19 protein-coding genes and 1 riboswitch are annotated in these 20,678 nt (G+C 68.0%); of the genes, 14 read left to right on the top strand and 5 right to left on the bottom strand.

The window, feature by feature from the left end; genetic code table 11:
- The first annotated feature begins 55 nt into the window (after positions 1-55).
- From F3K02_RS00890 to F3K02_RS00865, 6 genes are all read left to right on the top strand, one after another.
- A complete protein-coding gene (locus F3K02_RS00890; RefSeq protein WP_177132320.1) occupies positions 56-964 on the top strand; it encodes a hydroxymethylglutaryl-CoA lyase in 909 nt (302 codons plus the stop codon).
- 5 nt (positions 965-969) lie between these two features.
- Positions 970-1,623: a LysE family transporter gene (locus tag F3K02_RS00885; protein ID WP_177132318.1), complete on the top strand. Its 654-nt coding sequence runs from the start codon at positions 970-972 to the stop codon at positions 1,621-1,623.
- 24 nt (positions 1,624-1,647) lie between these two features.
- Entirely contained in the window at positions 1,648-2,175 is a 528-nt protein-coding gene (locus tag F3K02_RS00880; RefSeq protein WP_177132316.1) for a YbaK/EbsC family protein, read from the top strand.
- Positions 2,172-2,387, top strand: coding sequence for a DUF1289 domain-containing protein (locus tag F3K02_RS00875; protein ID WP_177132314.1), 216 nt, complete (start codon positions 2,172-2,174; stop codon positions 2,385-2,387). The genes F3K02_RS00880 and F3K02_RS00875 overlap by 4 nt, the downstream gene beginning before the upstream one ends.
- A 29-nt stretch (positions 2,388-2,416) precedes the next feature.
- On the top strand, positions 2,417-3,091 hold the full coding sequence (locus F3K02_RS00870; protein WP_177132766.1) for a 2-hydroxychromene-2-carboxylate isomerase: 675 nt from the start codon (positions 2,417-2,419) through the stop codon (positions 3,089-3,091).
- A gap of 135 nt (positions 3,092-3,226) precedes the next feature.
- On the top strand, positions 3,227-3,664 hold the full coding sequence (locus tag F3K02_RS00865) for a universal stress protein (RefSeq protein WP_177132312.1): 438 nt from the start codon (positions 3,227-3,229) through the stop codon (positions 3,662-3,664).
- A 58-nt stretch (positions 3,665-3,722) separates the two neighbouring features.
- Here F3K02_RS00865 and F3K02_RS00860 read toward each other — a convergent pair whose 3' ends face one another.
- Positions 3,723-4,856, bottom strand: coding sequence for an ABC transporter substrate-binding protein (locus tag F3K02_RS00860; RefSeq protein ID WP_177132309.1), 1,134 nt, complete (start codon positions 4,854-4,856; stop codon positions 3,723-3,725).
- A 130-nt stretch (positions 4,857-4,986) separates the two neighbouring features.
- Here F3K02_RS00860 and uvrA point away from each other — a divergent pair, with 130 nt between their 5' ends.
- Complete coding sequence (gene uvrA / locus F3K02_RS00855; protein WP_177132308.1) at positions 4,987-10,884, top strand: excinuclease ABC subunit UvrA; 5,898 nt, start codon at positions 4,987-4,989, stop codon at positions 10,882-10,884.
- A 33-nt stretch (positions 10,885-10,917) separates the two neighbouring features.
- Here uvrA and F3K02_RS00850 read toward each other — a convergent pair whose 3' ends face one another.
- Positions 10,918-11,820, bottom strand: coding sequence for an SMP-30/gluconolactonase/LRE family protein (locus F3K02_RS00850; RefSeq protein ID WP_177132306.1), 903 nt, complete (start codon positions 11,818-11,820; stop codon positions 10,918-10,920).
- A gap of 127 nt (positions 11,821-11,947) precedes the next feature.
- On the opposite strand from F3K02_RS00850, the gene F3K02_RS00845 reads away from it, so the two are divergent.
- Positions 11,948-12,280, top strand: a complete 333-nt coding sequence (locus F3K02_RS00845; RefSeq protein WP_177132304.1) for a hypothetical protein — start codon at positions 11,948-11,950, stop codon at positions 12,278-12,280.
- A gap of 28 nt (positions 12,281-12,308) precedes the next feature.
- On the top strand, positions 12,309-13,040 hold the full coding sequence (locus F3K02_RS00840) for a class I SAM-dependent methyltransferase (protein ID WP_246309047.1): 732 nt from the start codon (positions 12,309-12,311) through the stop codon (positions 13,038-13,040).
- Positions 13,041-13,070: 30 nt separating this feature from the next.
- On the opposite strand, the gene F3K02_RS00835 is transcribed toward F3K02_RS00840, so the two are convergent.
- Entirely contained in the window at positions 13,071-13,457 is a 387-nt protein-coding gene (locus F3K02_RS00835; protein WP_177132301.1) for a hypothetical protein, read from the bottom strand.
- A 131-nt stretch (positions 13,458-13,588) separates the two neighbouring features.
- Between F3K02_RS00835 and F3K02_RS00830 the strand changes: the two genes are divergently transcribed.
- Positions 13,589-14,725: a YeeE/YedE family protein gene (locus F3K02_RS00830; protein WP_218179315.1), complete on the top strand. Its 1,137-nt coding sequence runs from the start codon at positions 13,589-13,591 to the stop codon at positions 14,723-14,725.
- Here F3K02_RS00830 and F3K02_RS00825 read toward each other — a convergent pair whose 3' ends face one another.
- Both F3K02_RS00825 and F3K02_RS00820 read right to left on the bottom strand, forming a co-directional pair.
- Positions 14,726-15,961 carry an MFS transporter gene (locus F3K02_RS00825; RefSeq protein ID WP_177132299.1) on the bottom strand — a complete coding sequence of 412 codons (1,236 nt, stop codon included), beginning with the start codon at positions 15,959-15,961 and terminating at the stop codon, positions 14,726-14,728. It lies immediately after the preceding gene.
- Positions 15,958-16,770, bottom strand: a complete 813-nt coding sequence (locus F3K02_RS00820; RefSeq protein ID WP_177132297.1) for an HAD-IIB family hydrolase — start codon at positions 16,768-16,770, stop codon at positions 15,958-15,960. The genes F3K02_RS00825 and F3K02_RS00820 overlap by 4 nt, the downstream gene beginning before the upstream one ends.
- 54 nt (positions 16,771-16,824) lie before the next feature.
- Positions 16,825-16,912, top strand: a riboswitch (S-adenosyl-L-homocysteine riboswitch).
- 68 nt (positions 16,913-16,980) lie between these two features.
- On the opposite strand from F3K02_RS00820, the gene ahcY reads away from it, so the two are divergent.
- From ahcY to F3K02_RS00800, 4 genes are read left to right on the top strand one after another with little or no spacing between them, the layout of a single operon-like run.
- Positions 16,981-18,417: an adenosylhomocysteinase gene (gene ahcY / locus F3K02_RS00815; protein WP_177132295.1), complete on the top strand. Its 1,437-nt coding sequence runs from the start codon at positions 16,981-16,983 to the stop codon at positions 18,415-18,417.
- Between the two features lie 6 nt (positions 18,418-18,423).
- Positions 18,424-19,191, top strand: coding sequence for a TlyA family RNA methyltransferase (locus F3K02_RS00810; protein WP_177132293.1), 768 nt, complete (start codon positions 18,424-18,426; stop codon positions 19,189-19,191).
- 38 nt (positions 19,192-19,229) lie between these two features.
- Positions 19,230-20,060 carry a methylenetetrahydrofolate reductase [NAD(P)H] gene (gene metF / locus F3K02_RS00805; protein ID WP_177132292.1) on the top strand — a complete coding sequence of 277 codons (831 nt, stop codon included), beginning with the start codon at positions 19,230-19,232 and terminating at the stop codon, positions 20,058-20,060.
- Between the two features lie 37 nt (positions 20,061-20,097).
- A complete protein-coding gene (locus tag F3K02_RS00800; protein ID WP_246309046.1) occupies positions 20,098-20,649 on the top strand; it encodes a septal ring lytic transglycosylase RlpA family protein in 552 nt (183 codons plus the stop codon).
- The last annotated feature ends 29 nt before the right edge of the window (positions 20,650-20,678 follow it).

Here is a 20,678-nt window from a genome sequence, read left to right as displayed (position 1 = left end):
CACCCCAACCCTCTCCCGCTGAGCGGGAGAGGGGGCAAGCCCTTCGGAGACATTCATGAACATCCCATCCAAAGTCCACCTCATCGACGTCGGCCCGCGCGACGGCCTGCAGAACGAAAAGCAGCCCGTGCCGGCCGCGGTGAAGATCGAGCTGGTGCACCGCCTGCAGGCCGCGGGTCTGAAGGAAATCGAGGTCACGAGCTACGTGAGCCCGAAGTGGGTGCCGCAGATGGCCGACAACCACGAGGTCATGAGTGGCATCGCGCGCCAGACGGGTGTGCGGTATTCGGTGCTCACGCCCAACCTCAAGGGTTTCGAGGCCGCGCTGCTCGACCGGCCCGATGAGATCGTGGTCTTCGGTGCGGCCAGCGAGGCCTTCAGCCAGAAGAACATCAACTGCTCCATCGCCGAGAGCATCGAACGCTTCGCGCCAGTGGTCGCCGCGGCCAAGGCTGCAGGCATAGCGGTGCGGGGCGCCATGAGCTGCACCGTGGGCTGTCCGTACGAAGGCGAGATTCCGCCCGAGCGCGTGGACTACCTGGCAGGGCTGATGAAGGGCATCGGCGTCGAGCGTGTGGACGTGGCCGACACCATCGGCGTCGGCACGCCGCACAAGGTCCAGGCGGCCATCGAAGCGACGCTCAAGCACTTTCCCATCGCTCAGGTGTCCGGGCATTTCCACGACACCTATGGCCAGGCCTTGTCCAACACGCTGGCGGCACTGGAGCTGGGCGTCTGGAACTTCCAGTCCTCCGTGGCCGGGCTGGGCGGCTGCCCGTATGCCAAGGGTGCCACCGGCAACGTGGCGACGGAAGACGTGGTCTACCTGCTGCACGGCATGGGCATTGAAACCGGCATCGATCTTGATGCGCTGGTGGACGCTGGCCAGTTCATCAGCGAACACCTCAACCGCCCGAGTGGTTCGCGCGTGTCGCGTGCGTTGCTCGCAAAACGCCAGGGCTGAACACCATGGATCTCAACATCTGGCTCGCCTTCTTCGCCGCCTCCTGGGTGATCGCGATTTCACCCGGCTCGGGCGCGGTGCTGTCCATGAGCCACGGTCTGGCCTACGGCGTGCGCCACACCAGCGCCACCATCGCCGGCTTGCAGCTGGGGCTGTCGGTCATCCTGCTGATCGCCGGGGTGGGTGTGGGGGCGCTGCTGCTCGCGTCGGCCACCGCGTTCACGGTGGTCAAGGTGCTGGGCGCGGGCTACCTGATCTGGCTGGGCGTGAAGCAATGGCGTTCGCCGGTGCATGCAGCCCATGCTCCCCAACAAGCCGCCGATGGTGTGGCCGGCTTGCAGCCCGGGCTGCCCACGGTGCGCCAGCGGGTGCTGATCGGCTTCATGACCAACGTGACCAACCCCAAGGGCATCGTGTTCATGGTGGCGGTGCTGCCGCAGTTCATCGACCCGCTGCGCCCGCTGTGGTTGCAGCTGCTGATCCTGCTGGTGACCTCGATCTCGGTCGATCTGGTGGTGATGCACGGCTACGCTTTCCTGGCCTCGCGCGCGCAGCGCTGGCTGGCCACCGCGAAGGCGCGCCGTGCGCAGAACCGCGTGTTCGGCGGCGTGCTGGTGGCCATGGGTGCGAGCCTGATGCTGGTGAAACGGGCCGCCTGATGGTGGCAGGTACCATTCCCGCCCATGACTGACGACACCTTGAATTCTGTGGAGCTGCCGCCCGGCGTGCAGCGTGTCATGGCCGCGCTGGCCGAACGTGGCCACCCGCACACGCCCGTGATGCTCGACGATGCCGCGCGCACCGCGCAGCAGGCGGCGGACGCCCTGGGTGTGGCCCTGGGCCAGATCGCCAAGAGCATCATCTTCCGCCGCAAGAGCGACGACGCGGCCGTGCTCGTCATCACCTCGGGCGACCTGCGCGTGGACGAAAAGAAGGTGCAGGCCATCGTCTGCGCCGAGGGCGGCAAGCTCGGTCGTGCCGACGCCGATTTCGTCAAGAGCAAGACCGGGTTTTCCATCGGCGGCGTGTCGCCGCTGGCGCACGCCACGCCGCCGGTGACGCTGATCGATGACCAGCTGTTCCGTTTTGCCGAAATCTGGGCCGCGGCGGGCCACCCGCACGGCGTGTTCCGCCTCAGCCCACACGAACTGCAAAGCCTGACCGGCGCGCCGGTGCACGATGTCACCGCGCCGCTGGCGCCGCTCTCATGAATGCGCCTCTGATCAACCTGCGCGACGCGCGCGAGCGCCACCCTGGCCCCGGCGTGCCCTCGCCCTGTGTGTCCATCTGCGAACTGGACGAACGCAGCAGCAGCTGCAAAGGCTGTTACCGGACCCTGCCCGAAATCGCCACCTGGAGCGCATTGGCGGATGCGGAAAAGCTGGTGATCTGGGAACGCATCGAGGCGCGCCAGAGCGCCTGACCCGAGAGGACCCCATGAGCGTTGACACCCTGCACGACATCACGTTCTGGTACGACCCGATCTCGCCCTACGCCTACCTCGCGTTCGAGCGTCTGCCCGAAGCGCTGATGGGGCTGAGCGTGCGCGTGCGCTACAAGCCGGTGCTGTTCGCCGCCTTGCTCAAAGCCAACGGCCAGCTCGGGCCGGCGGAGATTCCTTCCAAACGCGACTGGACCTACCGCCAGGTGAGCTGGCTGGCGCACCAGCACGGCGTGACGCTCGACCTGCCGGCCGCCCACCCGTTCAACCCGCTGGCGCTGCTGCGCCTGGGCCTGGCCACCGCCACCGATGACGTGCCTGGCGAGACCAACCGCTACGTGACCGAGCAGCTGTTCCACCACGTCTGGCGTGGCGGCGGCGATGCGGTAGCGCCCGATCGCCTGGCCGCGCTGCAGACGCTGCTGCAGGACCACATGGCCCAGCGCGAGAAGCCCTGGCACGCGCCCGACAGCGAGCTGGTGAAACAGCGCCTGCGCAGCAACACCGACGAAGCGCTCGCGCTCGGCCTGTTCGGCGTGCCGGCGCTGGAGACCCGTGGCCATGTGTTCTGGGGGCAGGATGCGCTGCCCATGCTGCGGGCCCAGCTGGAAGGTGATCCCTGGTTCGATTCCGGTGCCTGGGATGCCGCAGCGGCGCTGCCCGTGGGCGTGCGCCGCGGGGGCTGACGCCCTTGTTGTTGACGGGCCTCAAGCCGGGGGGTGCGCGAGGACGGCTAAGATGGTGCGCACCCGTCGCGGCCGGGGCCTCCAAACGGGCCTCGGGCTGGAACTGAAACACTTTCACCCACAAGGAGATATGGCATGTTCAAAAAAATTCTGGTCCCCACCGATGGCTCGACCCTGGCGCAGAGCGCAGCCACCATCGCCGCCCAGCTCGCCAAGAGCCAGGGTGCGCAGGTCGTGGGCGTGTATGTGATCGACCCGTTTCCCTACATCGGCATCGGTGATGCATCCGCCGTCGGTTTGCAGGCCTACATGGCCGAAGCCCGCAGCGCCGCCGGACAAGCGCTGGAGGCCCTGGGCCAGGTCTGCAAAGACGAAGGCGTGCCCTTCGCCGGTGACACGATCGAGCGCAACGTGGTCTACGAGGGCGTGATCGAGACCGCGCAGGCCGAAGGTTGCGACCTGATCGTCATGGCGTCGCACGGCCGCCAGGGCGTCAAGGCCTTGATTCTGGGCAGCGTCGCGCAGAAAGTGCTCACGCACGCCCGTGTGCCGGTGATGATCGTTAAGGGCTGAAGGAAACACCCCCGCAGCGCTTCGCGCTACCCCCTCAAGGGGGCGGCGACGCAGGGGGTTACCTCCGGAACCTGCCCGAGGCGTCCACGATCGACAGGTCGGCAAAGTCCAGACCGGTGTGGTTGTCCGGTCCGTAGCTGACGCTCAGGCCGCCGATGTTGAAGTTCTGCAGGCCCTCCAGCGCGTCGCGCAGGCCCTCGGATGTCGGGTTGGGCCCGGCGCGGCGCAGGCCTTCGACCAGCACCTTGGCCGCTGCAAAGCCTTCGATCATCGCGGGTGAAACGCCCTCCATCCCCTTGGCCTTGGCCAGCGTCTGCGCCTCGCGGATCAGGGGGTAGGTCAGCGAGCGCTCATTCGGGAAGACCTGGGTCACGATCACGCCGTGTGCGTGTTCACCCAGCAGCTTGATGAAACCCTCCGACGCGTTGTTGGACAGGGTGACGATCTGCGCCCTTGAGCCGGCGGCGCGGATCGCCTTGACCGCGTTGGCGGTGTTGCCGGCCGAGCCGATCACCATCACGGCCTGGGCCTTCTGCTGGGTCACTTGCTGGCCCAGCGCGGCAAATTCGGGTTTGTCGCGTGGAAACTTCTCCAGCAGCAGCGGTTTCTGCCCGACCTTCTCAAAACCCTTCTGGGCCCCGGCGGCCGAATCCGCACCAAACGAATCGTCGGTCTGCAGCACCGCGATGCGCGTCATGCCGATGCTAGCCAGGTGTTCGATGGCCTTGGCCGCTTCGCGCTGGTAGGTGGCGCGCACGTTGAACACCCAGGGATTGACCGGCGTGTGCAGCGCCATGGCGCCCGTGCTGGGCCCCACCAGCGGCAGCTTGTGCTCCGCCAGCAGCGGCAACAGGGCCTGCGCGTGCGGTGTGCCGCGGTTCAGGAACAGCGCCAGCACCTTCTGTTTGGTGATCAGCTCGCCGGCCATCTCGACCGTGCGCTTGGGGTCGAACTGGTCGTCCACCGAGATCAGTTCGATCTTCTGGCCGTTCACGCCGCCGCGCGCGTTGACCGCGTCCAGGTAGAGCTTGGCGCCTTCGGTGTTCTCTTTCACGCCGGCCGACACCGAACCGGTGAAGCCCGAGGGCTGGCCGATGCGCAGCTGGGCCCAGGCGGGCATGGCGAGGGTGGTGAGGGCCGCCAGGCAGGCGGTGACCAGAGCCAGGCGACGTCCTGGGCGGGTGTGTGTCATGTGTTTGTCTCCAGCGATGGCGCCAGTCTAGGCGCGGCGCCGTTCCGGGAAATTGTGGAAATGACGTAGCCGCGCACGGTGCGGGTCCTTGCGCTCCTAGAATGTTCGCCTCCCCACCGGAAACCCCCTCATGTCTGATGCGCACCCGCTCCTGAACCCCTCGTCCCCGTCCGAACCCGCGGACGCTGCGCCGGCAGACAGCCCGGCGCACACCGAGACCGGGCTGATCCGCATCCGCGGCGCGCGCCAGCACAACCTGAAGAACATCGACCTCGACATCCGCACCGGTGAACTCACGGTGGTCACCGGGCCCAGCGGTTCGGGCAAGTCCAGCCTGGTGTTCGACACGCTGTTCGCCGAGGGCCAGCGCCGCTACGTCGAGACCTTCAGCGCCTACGCGCGCCAGTTCCTCGACCGCATGGACAAACCCGCGGTGGACCGGGTGGACGGCGTGCCGCCGGCCATCGCCATCGACCAGACCAACCCGGTGCGCAGCTCGCGCTCGACCGTGGGCACGATGACCGAGCTGAACGACCACCTGAAGCTCCTGTTCGCGCGCGGCGCCGACCTGTTCGACCGCGAGACCGCGCTGCCCGTGCGGCACGATTCGCCGGAGTCGATCTACGCCGAGCTGCAGAAGCGTTGTGTGGCGTTGAACGATCCCAGGCTGGTGGTCACTTTTCCCGTGGAGCTGCCGGCCAGCACCACACCCGAAGAAATCGAACAATGGCTCTCGGCCAGCGGTTACACGCGGGTGCAGGCCGAGCGCATCGTGCAGCGTGCCGCACCGGCGCCCGATGCGAAAGCCGCCAAGACCACCAAGGCCAAGGCCGCCAAAGGCGCCACGGCCAGCGAATCGGTGAAGGTGCTCGACGTGGTAGCCGACCGCTTCCGCATCGGCACGGCCGAGCAGGCGCGCGTGATGGAAGCCATCGAGGCGGGCCTCAAGCGCGGCAGCGGCAAGCTGATGGTCTATGTCTTGGGCGAGGAGGGTGCCGAGCCGGTGATCTGGAGGTTCTCGACAGGATTGCATTGCCCCGAGAGCGACATCCGCTACACCGACCCCACACCCTCGATGTTCTCGTTCAACTCGGCCGTGGGCGCCTGCGAGGCCTGCCGCGGTTTCGGTCGCGTGATCGGGGTGGACTACGGCCTCGTGATCCCGAACGACAAGCTCACGCTGCGCAACGGCGCGATCAAGGTGTTCCAGACGCCCGCCTGGAAAGAGGCACAGGATGACCTGATGCGCCACGCCGAAGCGGCCGGCATCCCGCGCGACACGCCCTGGAACAAGCTCACGCCCGAGCAGCAGCACTGGGTGAAGGCCGGTTCGCCCAACTGGAACGGCAAGTGGAACCAGCACTGGTTCGGCATCGCGCGTTTCTTCGAGTACCTGGAGAGCAAGGCCTACAAGATGCACATCCGCGTGCTCTTGTCCAAATACCGCAGCTACACCGAATGCCCCAGCTGCGGCGGCGCGCGCCTGAAGACCGACAGCCTGCTCTGGCGCATTGGAACCAAAGAACAGGCTGACGCGGTGCTGCCTGCCGAAAAACGCTATCTGCCGAAGGGTGTGAAGTGGTCGCGTGCGCAGCTCGAAGCGCTGCCGGGGTTGTGCCTGCACGACCTGATGCTGATGCCGCTGGACAAGCTGCGGGTGTTCTTTGCGGCGCTGGACAAGACGCTGGTCCCGGCGGGTTCGGACCTCGCGGGCGCGGGCCAGGCGCAGGCGGTGCGCCTGCTGTTCGAAGAGATCAACACCCGCATCCGCTACCTCTGCGAAGTCGGCATTGGTTACCTCACGCTCGACCGTCAAAGCCGCACTCTGAGCGGTGGCGAGGTGCAGCGCATCAACCTCACCACCGCGCTCGGCACCTCGCTGGTCAACACGCTCTTCGTGCTCGACGAACCCAGCATCGGCCTGCACCCGCGCGACATGGCGCGCATCAACGACGCCATGCTGCGCCTGCGCGACGCGGGCAACACGCTGGTCGTGGTCGAGCACGACCCGGCCGTGATGCTGGCCGCCGACCGCCTGATCGACATGGGCCCCGGCCCGGGCGAACGCGGCGGCCAGATCGTGTTCGACGGCACGCCCGAGCAGATCCGCAGCGCCGACACACTGACCGGCGCCTACCTCGGCGCGCGCAAAACCGTGGGCATGGGCTTCAAGCGCATGGTGACCGACAGCACACCGCGGCTGATCCTGGAAGGCGCGCGCGAGCACAACCTGCAGAACGTGAGTGTCGAGTTCCCGCTGCAGCGTCTGGTGGTGATCACCGGCGTGTCCGGCTCGGGCAAGTCGAGCCTGATCCAGGACGTGCTGGCGCCCGCGTTGCTGCGCCACTTCGGCAAGTCCACCGACTCGCCGGGCGCACACGACCGCCTGCTCGGCGCCGACTTCCTGAGCGAGGTCGTTTTCGTCGACCAGTCGCCCATCGGCAAGACCGCGCGCTCCAACCCGGTGAGCTATGTGGGCGCCTGGGACGCCGTGCGCGCCCTGTTTGCCGACGCGCCGCTGTCGCGTCAGCGCAGCTACACCGCGAGCAAGTTCAGCTTCAACAGCGGCGACGGGCGTTGCCCCACCTGTGGTGGCTCCGGCTTCGAGCACGTGGAAATGCAGTTCCTGAGCGACGTGTACCTGCGCTGCCCCGACTGCGACGGCAAACGCTACCGGCCCGAGATCCTGGAGGTGAAGATTGAACGCGGTGCCCGCTGGTTCAGCGTGGCCGACGTGCTCGACCTCACCGTGAGCGAAGCCGCCGCCTTGTTCGTCGGCGACCGCGAAGTCATCCGCGCGCTGCAGCCCATCGTGGACGTGGGGCTGGAGTACGTGAAACTGGGCCAGCCGGTGCCGACCCTGTCGGGCGGCGAGGCGCAACGCCTGAAGCTCGCGGGTTTCCTGGCCGAAGCCGCCAAGAGCGCCAGCGCGAGCCGCCAGCCGGTCTCGCGCAAGGGCACGCTGTTCCTGTTCGACGAGCCCACCACCGGCCTGCACTTCGACGACATCGCCAAGCTCATGCGCAGCCTGCGCAAGCTGCTCGAAGCCGGGCATTCGCTGGTCGTGATCGAACACAACCTCGACGTGATCCGCGCCGCCGACTGGCTGATCGATCTCGGTCCCGAGGGCGGCACGGGTGGTGGCCTGGTGGTGGCCGAAGGCCCGCCGGAAGACGTGCGCCAGCACCCCAGCAGCCACACCGCCAAGGCCCTGCGCGCCTACGCCGAGTCCATGGGTGAGGTGCACGCGGTGCACGAAGGCCGGCTGGTCGACTACCTGAAGCAACCGCAGCGCCAACGCGCCTCGGCCGCGCGCACCGCGGGCCACAGTAACGCCATCCGCATCGTCAACGCCAAGGAGCACAACCTCAAGCACCTGAGCGTGGACATTCCGCGCGGGCAGTTCAACGTGATCTCCGGCGTGAGCGGGTCGGGCAAGTCCACGCTGGCCTTCGACATCCTGTTCAACGAAGGCCAGCGCCGTTACCTCGAATCGCTCAACGCCTATGCGCGCAGCATTGTTCAGCCTGCGGGTCGGCCCGAGGTGGACGCGGTCTACGGCATCCCGCCCACTGTCGCCATCGAGCAGCGTCTCAGCCGCGGCGGCCGCAAGAGCACCGTGGGCACCACCACCGAGGTCTGGCACTTCCTGCGCCTGCTCTACGTGAAGCTGGGCACGCAGCACTGCGTGCACGACGGCGCGGCCGTGATGCCGCAAAGCCCGGAGAGCATCGCCGCCGCCATCCTGACGCGCTACGCCGGACAACACATCGGCCTGCTAGCGCCGCTGGTGGTCAACCGCAAAGGTGTCTACACCGAGCTGGCCGACTGGGCACGCCCGCGCGGCCACACCCACCTGCGCGTGGACGGCGAGTTCCTGCCCACGAGCGGTTTCCCGCGCATCGACCGGTTCAAGGAACACACCATCGAACTGCCGGTGGCCGACGGCGTGGTGGACCCGGCCAACGAAGCCTGGCTGCGCAGCCAGCTCACCAAGGCGCTGGAGATCGGCAAGGGCCAGGTGCATGTGCTGCACCAGATGCAAGGCCTGGAACAAGCCATGGCCGACGGCACGTCCACCGTGGGGCTGGGCCGGCTGGAGGTGTTTTCCACCAGCCGCGCCTGCCCGGTCTGTGCCACCAGCTACCCCGAGTTGGACCCGCGCCTGTTTTCATACAACAGCAAACACGGCTGGTGCCCCGACTGCGTGGGCACGGGCCTCGCGCTCTCGCGCGAGCAGCGCAAGGCGCTCGACGATTCGGTGCGCGACGACAACGAGCGCGGCCGCGAGCAGAGCTTCGCCGAGCCCGAGGTGGAAGACCTGGCGGATCAACCGTGTCCGGCTTGTGAAGGCACTCGTCTCAATGCGCAGGCGCGGGCGGTGAAGTTCGGTGGTGTCGGCATCACCGACGTGGCGCGCCTGTCGGTCAACGAAGTGCGCGCGTGGGTGCAGGGCTTGCTGAAGGTGGCCGTGCTGACGAGCCGTGAAGCCGACATCGCGCGCGACCTGCTGCCCGAGATCGAAAGCCGCCTCGCCTTCCTCGAAGAGGTGGGCCTGAACTACCTCACGCTCGACCGCGGCGCACCCACGCTCAGCGGCGGCGAAGCGCAGCGCATCCGCCTCGCGGCGCAGCTCGGCAGCAACCTGCAGGGCGTGTGTTACGTGCTCGACGAGCCGACCATCGGCCTGCACGCACGCGACAACGCCATCCTGCTCAACGCCCTGCACAAACTCGGCGAGATGGGCAACACGCTGGTGGTGGTGGAGCACGACGAAGACACCATCCGCCGCGCCGACCACATCATCGACATCGGCCCCAGTGCCGGCAAACGCGGTGGTCGTGTGGTGGCGCAAGGGTCGGTGGCCGATCTGTCGGCCAACGCCGAATCGGTCACCGGGCGCTACCTGCTGCACGCGATGAAACACCCGCTGCAGCCGCGGCGAGCCGTGGATTCGACGGCTCCCGCACTCGAAGTCCGCGGCGCCCGCCTGCACAACCTCGACAACCTCACCGTCGCCGTCCCCCTGCAGCGCCTGGTCGTGGTCACCGGCGTCAGTGGCTCCGGCAAGTCAACCTTCGCGCGCGACGTGCTGCTCACCAACGCTGCGGCCGCCGTGTCCCAGCGCAGCACCTTCGCCGGCCGCCAGGCCTGGGACAACGACGGCACCCGGCCCACCTGGACCGGCTGCGACAAGCTGCTCGGCTCCGAGGTGGTGGACCGCGTGCTCGAAGTCGACCAGACGCCCATCGGAAAAACCCCGCGCAGCTGCCCGGCCACCTACATCGGTTTCTGGGACACGGTGCGCAAGCTCTTCGCCGACACGCTCGAAGCCAAGGCGCGCGGCTACGGCCCGGGGCGCTTCAGCTTCAACACCGGCGAAGGCCGCTGCCCGGGCTGTGAAGGGCAGGGCATGCGCACCATCGAAATGAGCTTCCTGCCCGACGTGAAAGTGCCCTGCGAGGTCTGCCACGGCGCGCGCTTCAACCCCGAGACACTTGCTGTGAGCTGGAAGGGCAAGAGCATCGGCGACGTGCTGCAGATGGAGGTGGACGAAGCGGTCGAGTTCTTCGCCAGCATGCCCAACATCGCCCACCCGCTGCAGCTGCTGAAAGACGTGGGCCTGGGTTACCTCACGCTGGGGCAGCCATCACCGACGCTGAGCGGCGGTGAAGCCCAGCGCATCAAGCTCGTGACCGAACTCAGCAAGGTGCGCGACGACGTCACGCGCCGCGGGCAGAAGGCGCCGCACACGCTGTATGTGCTCGATGAGCCGACCGTGGGCCTGCACATGGCCGACGTGGAAAAACTCATCCGCGTGCTGCACCGCCTGGTGGATGGCGGCCACAGCGTGATCGTGATCGAACACGACCTCGACGTGATGGCCGAAGCCGACTGGATCATCGACCTCGGGCCCGAAGGCGGCGGCGGCGGTGGCCGCGTGGTGGCCGAAGCCCCACCCGACGAGGTGGTGCGGCTGGACACGCACACCGGGCGCGTGCTCGGGCCGGTGCTCGCGCGGACCTGAAATATCTGTTCGGACCGAGCCTGTCGAAGGCTCTCAGGGGCGCCCGGCGCCCGGCACGCTGACCGTCGTGGTCCAGACCGCGGCTTCGCGTGCCGCCCGGCGGGCGTGTTCGTAAAAGTCCGGGGCGACACAAACAAACAGGGTGCACCCGTCCGGGCCGCCCAGCGTGCAGGCAAAGGCACCCTGTTCGCCCGTAGAACGGCTTTCGAGCACCTCGCCGCCGGGGGCCATGCGCACCACGCGGTGGCCGACCGCGTCGGCAAACCAGACCGCGCCGTCGGCGTCGAGTGTGGCGCCGTCGGGTGCGGCGCTCAGGCTGCCCAGCACCGAGGCCATGTCGGTCAGTGCCGGCAGTTCACCGAAGCGTGCCCAGTCGCGGCGGGGCCCCAGGCTGCCATCGGCCCGGATGTCAAAGGCCGAGATGCGGTTGCCCATGGTCTCGCCCACGATCAGGGTCTGGCCGTCGGGCGTGATCATGCTGCCGTTGGGGAAGTAGAGATCGGTGGCCACCACCTGGACCGAACCGTCGGGATCGACCCGCGCCAGGGTGGCTGTGCGCGGCGTGCCTCCGCCCATGAGGTCGAAGCCGAAGTTGCCGACATAGGCGCGGCCCTGGGCATCGACCACCATGTCGTTGATGTGTCCGAGCGCCACCGACGAGAGGTCGGCGTGGGTGACGAGGTTGCCGTCGGCTTCCTGCCGCAGGATCCGGCGGTCACGCATCGACACCACCAGCAGGCGACCGTCGGGCAGCCAGCCCATGCCAGAGGGTTGCTCGGGAACCTCGGCCACCGGCGTCACCTCGCCCTGCAGGGTCACCCGCACGATCTGCTGGGTGTAGAAGTCCGACAGCCAGAGTTGCCCGTCGTGCCAGCGCGGACTTTCAAAGAAGGTGTAGCCCGAGATGAACGGCGAAAACGGCGCGGGGATGGTCATGGTGTCTCCTGAATGTTGTGGGGGTGGGAACGGCTCCACCTTAGGGCACGACGCTGGCCGGCCGCAAGCGGAACCAATCACCTGCGCGACGCGGCGCTCCGCGAAGCCCGTGCGGTACCCTGCGCCGATGGCACATCAGGTCATCCACATCCACCCGGCCGCGCCCCTCAAGCCCGTGCCGGGCGCGCCCTGCAACGGCTGCGGCGTGTGTTGCCTGGCCGAACCCTGCCCGCTGGGTCAGGTGATTTCGCGCAAGCGGCATGGCGCCTGTGACGCGCTGCGCTGGAGCGACGCCGAGGCGCTGTACCGTTGCGGTGCGGTCAGCGATGCCGAAGGCGTGCTCGGTCCGCGCTGGCGCTGGGCTGCGCCGCTGCTGCGCCGGCTGGCGCGGCGCTGGATCGCTGCCGGTGTGGGCTGCGACGCGACGCTGCAGACCCTGCCGTCCGAACAAAAAACCTGATCCCGTAGCGGCGACAATGCCGCTCACCATGCTGATCTGGCCCCTCCCCGCACTGCTGACCTGGGCGCTCGCCTGGGCGGTCTTCGTGGGGTTGCGGGCGGCGGGGCTGGGGGCAGTGGCGGCGTTCGTGCTGGCGCTGCTGGTCTCGGGCGCGCCGGCCTGGACCGGCCGAACCCCCTGGCGCCGGGCGTTCATGCTCGGCGGCTTTCCGCTCTCCTTGCTGGTCACGGGGGCTGCCGGTGCGCTGCCAGGCTGGGTCTGGCTGGTGCCGCTGGCGCTGCTGCTGGCGCTGTACCCGCTCAACACCTGGCGCGACGCGCCGCTGTTCCCCACACCGGCCCTGGCGCTGAAAGGCCTGGCCTTGAAAGCGCCGCTGCCCGCCGGTGCCCACGTGGTGGACGCGGGCTGCGGGCTCGGTGCCGGTCTGAAGGCGCTGCACGGTGAATACCCCCAGGCGCGCATCCTGGGCCTCGAATGGAGTTGGCCGCTGACGGCCCTGTGCGCCTTGCGCTGCCGTTTTGCGAAGGTGCGCCGGGCCGATATCTGGGCCGCGGACTGGTCGGGCTACGACCTGGTCTATCTGTTCCAGCGTCCGGAAAGCATGTCGCGCGCGATGGACAAGGCGGCCAGGGAACTGCGGTCGGGGAGCTGGCTGGTCAGTCTGGAGTTTGAGGCGGTCGGCTGGGCGCACCGCGCACGGCTGCAGAACGTGGACGGCAAACCGGTGTGGCTGTACCAGGCCCCGTTTCAGCGGCGCTGAACCGCTGTCACCCCCTTCGCTGAAGCCGGATCAACGCCAGGCCAGCCAGACCACGCCCAACAGCAGCAAGGCCACGCCCCAGAGCAGCAGGCGCGTGCGCACCCGCAGCACCTCCACCGCGCCGACCAGCCGGGCGTTCTGCTCGGCGAGTTCGGTCACCGTCTGGGCGAGTTGGGTCTGGGTCTGCGTCAACTGGGTGATCTCCTGTTGCGCGCTGAATAGGCGGGCGTTGAGTGCGGCCAGGCTGGGCTGGGCGGCGCCCGGTGGGTCGATCACCTCTTTCGGCGCTTCGGGGGTCGGCGCCGGAGCGCGCTGCCGGTCCAGCAACTTGCGCGCGGCGTTGAGCACCTTGGGCGCATGTTCGATCACGTCGCCCCAGGGAATGACTTTCAGGGCAACCAGCCAGGGGATGGCCATGGGGTTCCTTTCAGGGACAGTGGGCAGGGTGGTGGTTTGAGCTTACCCGCTATCACCACGGCGCCAGATGTTGCGCCGCATCAAGTCCCACGCCGCAGCGCGGCGTAACATGGTCGCTTGCGCATATTTTCATGAAAAGAGTGGCCATGGACTGGACGGGCTGGATCGAGCGTTTTGGTGAACCGGGTGTGCTGGCGGTCTGTGGCCTGCTCACCGGGCTGGCCTTCGGCTTTTTTGCGCAGCGCTCCAGGTTCTGCCTGCGCGCGGCCGTGATCGAGTTCTGGCACGGCAAGTTCGGCGAGAAGCTCGCGGTCTGGCTGCTGGCCTTTTCCACCGCCGTGGTGGCCGTGCAGCTGTTCGTGGTCTCCGGGCTGCTGGACGTGAGCACCGCACGCCAGCTGTCTTCCCGCGGCAGCCTATCGGGCGCGCTGATCGGTGGTCTGATCTTCGGCGTGGGCATGGTGATGACGCGCGGCTGCGCGAGCCGCCTGCTGGTGCTCTCGGCCAACGGCAACCTGCGGGCGCTGCTCTCGGGTCTGATCTTCGCCGTGACGGCGCAGGCTTCGCTCAGTGGCGTGCTGGCGCCCTGGCGCGAAACCATCGCCGGCTGGTGGACGGTGGACGGTGGCCCCGCGCGCAGCCTGCTGGCGCTGCTGGGCGTCGGCCCGATGGACGGGCTGGCTTTCGCCGCGGTGTGGCTGGTGACGGCGGGCTTCTTTGCCTACTACAGCGGCTGGGGCTTCTGGAAGTGGGCTGGCGGCATCGGCACCGGGCTGGCTGTGGCGCTGGCCTGGCTGGCCACCTACCAGGTGCTGGCGCATTCGTTCGAGCCGGTGCAAGTCCAGGGCATGACCTTCAGTGGCCCGTCGGCCGAATGGCTGATGCGGGTGTTGAGCAACCCTGGCGAGCCCTGGAACTTTGACCTTGGCCTCATGCCCGGCGTGTTCCTGGGTTCGCTGATCGGCGCCCTGGTCGGCCGGGACTGGAAGCTCGAAGGTTTTGGCGGTGGTTACACCATGCCGCGCTACATCATCGGTGCCATCCTGATGGGTTTTGGCTCCATGCTGGCCGGCGGCTGCGCCGTGGGCGCGGGCATGACCGGCGGCGCCATCTTCGCCGTCACGGCCTGGGTGACGCTGGTGGGCATGTGGATCGGTGGCGGCGTGGCCGACCGGGTGTTTGACGGTGCCCACAAGCCGGCGCCTGCGCCGGCCCCTTCGTCGATGCCCGCCCCGCTGGCGGCGAGCGCTCCGACCGCTGCCCCCTGATCAAACGGCGCGGTTGGCGCGGCGCAGCAACCACCAGCCCGGCCCGGCCACGGCCAGCAGCAGCGCCGGAAAGCCGACCACCGGCGCCCAGTCCAGCATGGCCGCCCCCAGCGCGGGCGCCAGCACGCCGCCCAGGGTGTACGAGAGCACCAGCACCGCCGTGCTGTTGACCAGTGTGATGCCCTGTTCGCGCGAGCCGATGTCGATCATCGCCAGCGTGTAGAGGCTGCCGCCGGCGCCACCCCACAGGAAGGCCACCGCCGCCGCCAGCCAGGGCGTGCCGGCCACGAAAGGAATCAGCGCCGTGGCCGCCAGTGTGACCAGCGCGCAGGCGTGCATGATCGCCAGCCGCGCGCGACCCTCGTTGCCCCAGCGCGGGTGTGCGCTCAGCCGGTCGGCCAGCAACCCGGCGGGCAGCATCATGAGCGCGCTGCCCAGACCGCTGGCCGAGACCAGCAGGGCCGCCGCCGTGGCGCCCAGGCCCAGGGCCAGCCCGTACAGCGGCAGGATGGACGTGAGCCCGCTCTCAAAAAAGCCACCGACAAAACCCACCGTCATGATCAGCGGGTGCGCGCGCAGCGCGTGCCATACGCCGTGCAGTCCGACGCGCGCGCTGTGGGCATCGTGGGCGCGAGGCAGCGGCGGGATCAGCAGGCTCCACACCAGGCCGATGGTCATGCTGGCGAGCACCAGCCACAGCGCCAGCGCGCTCTGCGCACCCACGGCCGCCAGCAGCGCGGGGCCAATCACGAAGGTGGTGCCGACCATGGTTTCGAACAGGCCCACCATGCGCCCGCGCTGGCGGGGTGACGCGAACTCGGCCACCACCGCTTCGGCCAGCACCCAGCGCAGGCCAGACGCCGCACCGGCCACGAACTCGAACACGAACCAGGCGGGCAACCAGTTGGTGAACAGGAAGCCGGTCGTGCTCAGCACCGGCACCAGCGCCGCCAGCCACAGTGTGGGCCGCCGCCCCAGCCGCTGCGTGATGGCCGAAGCAAACGACGTGATGGCGAACACGCCCACCCAGCCCGTGGCCGCCAGCAGGCCGGCCAACGCGTTGGACACGCCGTCCCCTTTGAGGCGCAACAGCAGCAGCGGCATGAGCATGAAGTAGCCCACCAGCTCGAAAAACGTGGAGCCGAAGATGGCCACCAGGCCGAGCCGGGCGTGGGTCGGTGCCACCGCCGGGAGGGTGGTGCCGCTGTGGCCAGGAGGCAGCGGGTGTTCGCTCATGCCGCGGTCTCCGTCCCGCGGCCGTCCAGCAGGGCCCGCACCACCTCGACAAAGCCGGCACCACGTTCGCCCGCTGTCACATAACGCGGTCGGTGCGTGAGCCGGTCCCAGAACCGCGCCACGTTGGCCACGCCCACGCTGTGCGGGAAGTGGCCGAACATGACCGCGTCGTTGGTCGAGTCGCCCACGTAGACCCAGTGCTGGAGTTCGGCGTCCAGATTCCGACCGAGCTGTTCGCGCACGACCCAGCGCGCACCCGCCAGTTTGTCGTGCTGGCCGATCCAGCCATTGACGTGGATGGAACTCACCGTGGCATGCAGGCCGCCCGCCTGCATCAGGCGCACCACCTGCGCGATGGTCGCGCCGTCCAGCTGGGTGAACTCGCTGTGGTCGATGGCGATGTCGGTTTCGCGCCCGGGGCTGTCCTGCGACAGGCGGGTCTGTGGCAGCTCGGTCAGGATGCGATGCGCCACCGCCTGCAGGCGCGCGAAGTTTGTTTGCCGCGTCGCGGTGTCCTGCAGGTAGGTCTTGTGCAGCCCACCGTCCGCGCCGCGCGACAGCGCCACGGCACCGTTTTCGGCCACGATGGCATTGACCGGCCAGTCCAGCGCAAAGGCTTCGCTCCAGCCCGCGGGCCGGCCGGTGATGGCGAACACCGGCAGGCCCGCGGCTCGCAGGGCGTGCAGGGCGGCCAGCGCGTCGGGCGTGATCGCTCCTCCGGTGGTGAGGGTGTCGTCGATGTCGGTGAGCACACCGTGGATGTGGCTGCGCGCGGCCGCTGGCCAATCTGAAAGCGAGAGATGAGGCATAAAGGTTGAACAGTTTCGCAGATGTCAAAAAAACCCGTCTGCGGTAGAATCTTGCGATCCGAGGAGCGTTGCAGCGCACCCCTGACCACCGGTCAGCGCGGGGCGTGAGGCTCGGAAATCCATGCAACGACGCTCATCCACTGAACGTGCGATGGGCTTTTTTTTGCCCCCGCGTCCAGTGGTTTTTGCCAACCTCAACTGGAGCGAACCATGAACGCACGCATTCCCAACGCCGTCAACGCCGACTGCGTCATCACCGACATCGGCCTGGCCGACTGGGGCCGCAAGGAAATCCGCATCGCCGAGACCGAGATGCCAGGCCTGATGGCCATCCGCGAAGAGTTCGCACCCAAGCAGGCGCTCAAGGGCGCGCGCATCACCGGCTCGCTGCACATGACCATCCAGACGGCCGTGCTGATCGAGACCCTGCAAGCGCTGGGCGCCGAAGTGCGCTGGGCGTCGTGCAACATCTTCTCGACGCAGGACCACGCCGCCGCCGCGATCGCCGCCGCCGGCACGCCGGTGTTCGCCGTCAAGGGCGAAACCCTGACCGACTACTGGGACTACACCCACCGCATCTTCGACTTCGGCCCCAAGGGCAGCGAAGGTGAAGGCCCGAACATGATCCTGGACGACGGCGGCGACGCCACGCTGCTGATGCATCTGGGCAAGCAGGCCGAGAAGGACCAGAGCGTGCTGGCCAACCCCGGCAGCGAAGAAGAGCGCATCCTGTTCGCCGCCATCAAGGCCAAGCTGGCCGAAGACAGCACCTGGTACAGCCGCAAGAGCGCCCAGATCATCGGCGTGACCGAAGAAACCACCACCGGCGTGCACCGCCTGAAGGAGATGTCGGTCAAGGGCACGCTGATGTTCCGCGCCATCAACGTCAACGACTCGGTGACCAAGAGCAAGTTCGACAACCTCTACGGCTGCCGCGAGAGCCTGGTGGACGGCATCAAGCGCGCCACCGACGTGATGATCGCCGGCAAGGTCGCCTGCGTGGCCGGTTACGGCGACGTGGGCAAGGGCTCGGCCCAGGCCCTGCGCGCCCTGAGCGCCCAGGTCTGGGTGACCGAGATCGACCCCATCAACGCCCTGCAGGCCGCGATGGAAGGCTACAAGGTCGTGACCATGGAGTACGCCGCCGACAAGGCCGACATCTTCGTGACCACCACCGGCAACCGCGACGTGATCACCTTCGAACACATGGCCGCCATGAAGGACCAGGCCATCGTCTGCAACATCGGCCACTTCGACAACGAGATCCAGGTCGCCAAGCTGGAAGAGAAATGCCAGTGGGAAGAGATCAAGCCCCAGGTGGACCACGTGATCTTCCCGGACGGCAAGAAGATCATCCTGCTGGCCAAAGGCCGCCTGGTGAACCTGGGCTGCGGCACCGGCCACCCCAGCTTCGTGATGTCGTCTTCGTTTGCCAACCAGACGATTGCGCAGATCGAGCTGTTCACGCACAGCGACTTCTACGAAAACGGCAAGGTCTACGTGCTGCCCAAGCACCTGGACGAGAAGGTCGCGCGCCTGCACCTGAAGAAGGTCGGCGCGATGCTGAGCGAACTGAGCGACGAGCAGGCGGCGTACATCGGTGTGCCGAAACAGGGCCCCTACAAGCCCGACACGTACCGCTATTGATCGCCGATGCGCGCTGACCAGTTGCTCGTCGAGCGAGGGTTGGCTGCTTCGCGCTCGCAGGCCCAGCGGCTGATCGCTGCCGGGGTGCGCTGGCGTGTGCCCGGTGGCGACTGGAAGGCCGTGAGCAAAAACGGCGACGAGCTGCGCGAGACGGTGGAGCTGGAGCTGCTGGACACGGCGGAGTCGCGTTTCGTGTCGCGCGGCGGGCTCAAGCTCGACGGCGCGCTCACGCACTGCGGTCTGGACGTGACCGGTCAATGCTGCCTCGACGTGGGGCAGAGCAGCGGTGGTTTCACCGACTGCTTGCTGCAGCGCGGCGCCGCCCAGGTGGTGGGCGTGGACGTGGGACAGGGCCAGTTGCACCCGAAGCTGCGGGTCGACGAACGCGTGGTCTGCATCGAAAAATGCAACGCGCGCGAGTTGACGGCGCAGCAGCTGGTGGATGCGGCCGGTGAAAAAGCCGCCGCACCGTTCGACCTGATTGTGGGCGACCTGTCGTTCATCTCGCAGACGCTGGTCTGGCCGGCCATCGTCCCGCTGTTGAAAGACGGTGGCAGCCTGCTGATGCTCGTCAAGCCGCAGTTCGAGCTGCAGCCGGGCCAGATCGGCAAGGGTGGCCTGGTGAAGGACGCGGCGAGCTATGTACTGGTGCGCGAGCGCATCGCGCTGGCCTGCGTGGACAACGGCCTGGCGCTGCAGGACTATTTTGAAAGTGCCATCACCGGCGGTGACGGCAACCGCGAATTTTTCGTCTGGGCGAAGCGGGCTGCCTGAAGCCGTCCCGTGGACCCGACGCTCGACAAGGAATCACCATGGCATTGCCAGTGAGTTTTGAATTCTTCCCGCCCAAGACGCCCGAAGGCGCCGAGAAGCTGCGCGCCGTGCGCCAGCAGCTGTATGGGCAGAAGCCCGAGTTCTGCTCGGTCACCTACGGCGCGGGCGGCTCCACGCAGCAGGGCACCTTCGACACCGTGGGTGCCATCCTGGCCGAGGGCGTGGACGCGGCTTCGCACTTTTCGTGCATCGGTGCCACCAAGGCCAGCGTGCGCGAGCAACTGTCCACACTCAAGGCCATGGGTGTCAAGCGCCTGGTGGCCTTGCGCGGCGACCTGCCCAGCGGCTACGGCATCGGCGGCGAGTTCCACTACGCGAGCGACCTCGTGGCCTTCATCCGCGCCGAGACCGGGCGCGACTTCCACATCGAAGTGGCCGCCTATCCCGAGGTGCACCCGCAGGCGAAATCGCCCGAGTCGGACCTGCAGGCCTTCGCCACCAAGGTGCGCGCCGGCGCCGACTCGGCCATCACGCAGTACTTCTACAACAGCGATGCCTACTTCCGCTTCGTCGATGAGGCGCACAAGCTCGGTGTCGACGCACCGGTGGTGCCGGGCATCATGCCCATCACCAGCTCCACCCAGCTGATGCGCTTCTCCGACGCGTGTGGCGCCGAGATCCCGCGCTGGATCCGCTTGCGCCTGCAGGCCTATGGCGACGACATCGCTTCCATCAAGGCCTTCGGCCTCGACGTGGTCACCGACCTGTGTGACCAGCTGCGCAACGCCGGTGTGCCTGCTTTGCACTTCTACACCATGAACCAGAGCGTGGCGACGCTGGAGATCGTGAAGCGTCTTGAGCTGGGTTAAGGTCGGGGGCTGGCCCGGAATGCAGAGAGGAAACGCCATGCCCCACACTTGGAAACACCCCGCCGGTCGCCTGCGACTGGCGCCGGTCCTGCTGGCCGCGCTGCTGACCGCTTGCGCCGTGCCCACGCCCATGCGGGTGGATGCGCCCACCGACACGGCGGTCCGTGCAGCGCCCGCTGCGCCGGCGGGCCCGTCCTCATCGCCGCCGGCGCCTTCGGGTGTGGTCGCGGTGCCCGACCCGACCGCCGCTGAAACGCCCCCTGGGGGCGACCCGCTGGCCGTCCCGTCCAGCTCGGCGGAGCTGATCGACAAAGGGCTGGCGTCCTGGTACGGCAACCGTTTTCACGGCCGGCGCACGGCCAGCGGTGAACGCTACGACATGCACGATTTCACCGCCGCACACAAGACCCTGCCGTTCGGCACCAAGGTGCGCGTGCGCAGCGTGCAAACCGGCAAGGAAGTGGTGGTGCGCATCAACGACCGCGGTCCGTACAAACACAAGCGCATCATCGATCTCAGCCAAGCCGCGATCACCGCCCTGGGTGTGCGCCACCGCGGGGTGAGCGTGGTGGAGCTGCTGAGAGAATGATCCCCCGCCCTCCCAACAACAACCTCCTG

The organism is Hydrogenophaga aromaticivorans, assembly GCF_013387465.1.
GTDB lineage: Bacteria > Pseudomonadota > Gammaproteobacteria > Burkholderiales > Burkholderiaceae_C > Hydrogenophaga > Hydrogenophaga aromaticivorans.
The sequence above is the reverse complement of the archived record's forward strand: the minus strand, read 5'-3'. Positions and strand labels throughout refer to the sequence as shown.